Genomic DNA, 2,822 nt, shown 5'->3' with positions numbered 1-2,822 from the left:
AGGTAATGGACCCCTGGCGGGGCGCTTTGTCAATGTCAGCATGCGCTGACATTAAAACTACCCCCTCTAACTCCCCCTTACACAGGGGGAGAACACGTTCCATTGTAACATTGTAGCACCTTCTCGCGTTTGTCTCTCCCCCTGTGCAAGGGGGAGCCGGTGGAGGTAGTCCTTATAAACCTTTTATTTCTTCTCGTACCCTGGCTTACCCAGCAGCATGAACATATTGTTCTTGTAGGCCTCCACGCCCGGCTGGTCGAAGGTGTTTACCCCAAGGATACCGCCGGAGATGCCGCAAGCCAGTTCGTAGAAATAGAATAACTGACCCAAGTAGTACTCCGTCAGTTCCGGGATAATGACCCGGATATTCGGGACCCCACCATCCACGTGGGCGAGTTGGGTTCCTAGTTCGGCCATCTTGTTTACCTCATCAACGCGTTTACCAGCCAGATAATTCAGTTTATCGAGGTCATGGGTATCGCAAGGCACTTGCAAGCTGTATTTCGTTTTATCGATGGAAAGAACCGTCTCAAACAGATTGCGACGTCCTTCCTGTATATACTGTCCCATGGAGTGCAAATCTGTCGTGAAGTCAACGCTGGCGGGGAATATACCCTTATTCTCCTTTCCCTCGCTTTCCCCATAAAGCTGTTTCCACCATTCGGCAACATAATGTAATTTCGGGTTGAAGTTCACAGTGATCTCAATCACATACCCTTTTTCGTAGAGGGCATTCCGAACGGCAGCGTATGTGGCGGAAAGCTCTGCCCCGTTACCTTTGCTGTACGCCCGCATATCCACGGCCCCTTTGACTAAAGCTCGGACATCAAACCCGGCAATAGCCACGGGGAGCAATCCCACGGGGGTCAGCACAGAGTAGCGTCCCCCAACATTGTCCGGGATAACGAAAGTCTCGTACCCTTCCCGGTCCGACATCGTTCGCAAGGCACCCTTTTTCTCGTCGGTAATGGCCACGATTCTCTCCCTTGCCACGGCAACTCCCTCTTGCTCGATCAATTGATCCTTCAGTAAACGGAAAGCCACGGCAGGTTCGGTCGTGGTTCCCGATTTGGAAATCACGCATATACCGAATTTCTTATCTTTGAGGAACGCCTGTAACTCGTATAAATAGTCCTCACTCACGTTATTTCCCGCAAAAACAACTTTCGTACCGGAATAAGCATCAAAACTACCGGACATGGCCTCGATCACCGCTTTGGCTCCCAGGTAAGATCCCCCGATGCCCACGATGACAACAACATCGGTTTGCTCCCTTAACTTATTGGCGCAAGCGGAAATACGATTCAATTCATCATCCGTGATGTGGACGGGCAGATCGAGCCAACCCAAAAAGTCACTCCCTTTACAAGTTCCATCTTCCAAGTCCTTTAGAGCTTTTGTTGCTTTTTCTCGTTGCACGGTGATCTCTTCTTCCCCTACAAACGATAACACCTTCGAGTAGTCAAGTTTTATGCGATCCATTGTTTTCATGTTTTATATGTTATTCCTCCTTCCTGGCTTTCAGCATATCCCTGAAACGAGAGGCACTCTCGTAATCCTCGTTCTTCACGGCCTCATCCAGTAAACGGGTTAATTCTTCTATCGTGAAATTATACTCGGTTGTTTCGGATTTCTCCGGTTCAACAGGCTTTTGCCCGCTAAATTCTCCCGCAGCAAGATCGGAGATCGGGATGGCTGTCTTGGCAATCACGCTAGCCGCAATGTAAATCGGACAATTATAGCGCAAGGCAAGGGCGACGGCATCAGAAGTACGCGAATCAATCTTCAGCAGTTCCTCGCCATTCCTGAAACGCAGTTCTGAGTAAAAGATGCCGGATTCCCAACGATATATATAAACCTCTTCCAGAACCACTCCCAGACTATCCGCCAGACTCTTCATCAAATCGTGCGTCAAGGGACGCTGCGAGTGCAGGTGTTCCATCTGTATGGCAATGGATTGAGCCTCCGCAATCCCGATAATGATGGGGATGCGGAAGGCATCGTTCTCTTCCGCCAGAATCAGCGCGTACGCTCCGGTTTGTGACATACTCTGATAGGATAACCCGAAAACTTTTAACTTAATCCTGTCCATAAGCCTTGTATAACTTTAGATCTACGATTTTCTATTCTTAGTTGTTACAATTAATGTACCATTCCGGCTCGTCAGCCCCGAATTCAACGCTACGATTTTTTCAACGGAGCCCTGTATATACGGGCCAGACCACCGAGGCTTGTCTCGCGATACTTGGCCTGCATGTCGCAACCCGTCTGCATCATGGTCTCCACCACATCATCGAAAGACACCTTGTGCCGGCCATCCGAGAACAAAGAATAGATCGCACACTCCCGCGCTTTCTGCGAGATAAAGGCATTTCGCTCGATGCAGGGAATTTGCACGTAACCACCCACGGGATCGCACGTCAAACCTAAGTTATGCTCGAATCCCATTTCCGCGGCGTACTCGATCTGCATCGGGGAACCTCCCAGAATCTGGGCCGCCGCACCGGCTGCCATAGCGCAAGCCGTTCCCAGCTCTCCCTGGCATCCTACCTCGGCACCGGAAATGGAACCGTTGGTTTTCACGATGTTACCAATCAACCCGGCCGTGGCCAGACCTTTTATAATTCGTTTATCACTAATCTCCTGATCGTGTTTCAAAAAGAACAACACGGAAGGAACGACTCCGGCCGACCCGCATGTGGGAGCCGTCACGATCTTACCTCCTGCCGCGTTCTCTTCGGCAACTGCCAAAGCGGCAGCAAATACCATCCCCATGTGGCGTAGGGTACCTGCCGATTGCTGGGCTCGCACGTGGTAGGAAC

Annotated in this window: 3 protein-coding genes; all 3 read right to left on the bottom strand. The window is 50.6% G+C overall.

What is annotated here, in order from left to right:
• Positions 1–183: 183 nt before the first annotated feature.
• Positions 184–1,482, bottom strand: a complete 1,299-nt coding sequence (locus tag AB5542_RS21185; protein ID WP_279040421.1) for a glucose-6-phosphate isomerase — start codon at positions 1,480–1,482, stop codon at positions 184–186.
• A 19-nt stretch (positions 1,483–1,501) separates the two neighbouring features.
• Positions 1,502–2,092 carry a bifunctional nuclease family protein gene (locus AB5542_RS21180; RefSeq protein ID WP_118304985.1) on the bottom strand — a complete coding sequence of 197 codons (591 nt, stop codon included), beginning with the start codon at positions 2,090–2,092 and terminating at the stop codon, positions 1,502–1,504.
• Between the two features lie 89 nt (positions 2,093–2,181).
• Positions 2,182–2,822: L-serine ammonia-lyase, iron-sulfur-dependent, subunit beta (locus AB5542_RS21175; protein ID WP_368243448.1), on the bottom strand; the 641-nt coding region annotated here is incomplete at its 5' end.

The sequence above is a fragment of the Butyricimonas sp. RTP31003st1_G1_RTP31003_210430 genome (assembly GCF_040920905.1).
Classification (GTDB): domain Bacteria; phylum Bacteroidota; class Bacteroidia; order Bacteroidales; family Marinifilaceae; genus Butyricimonas; species Butyricimonas paravirosa.
This window is presented reverse-complemented; position numbering and strand designations above follow the sequence as displayed.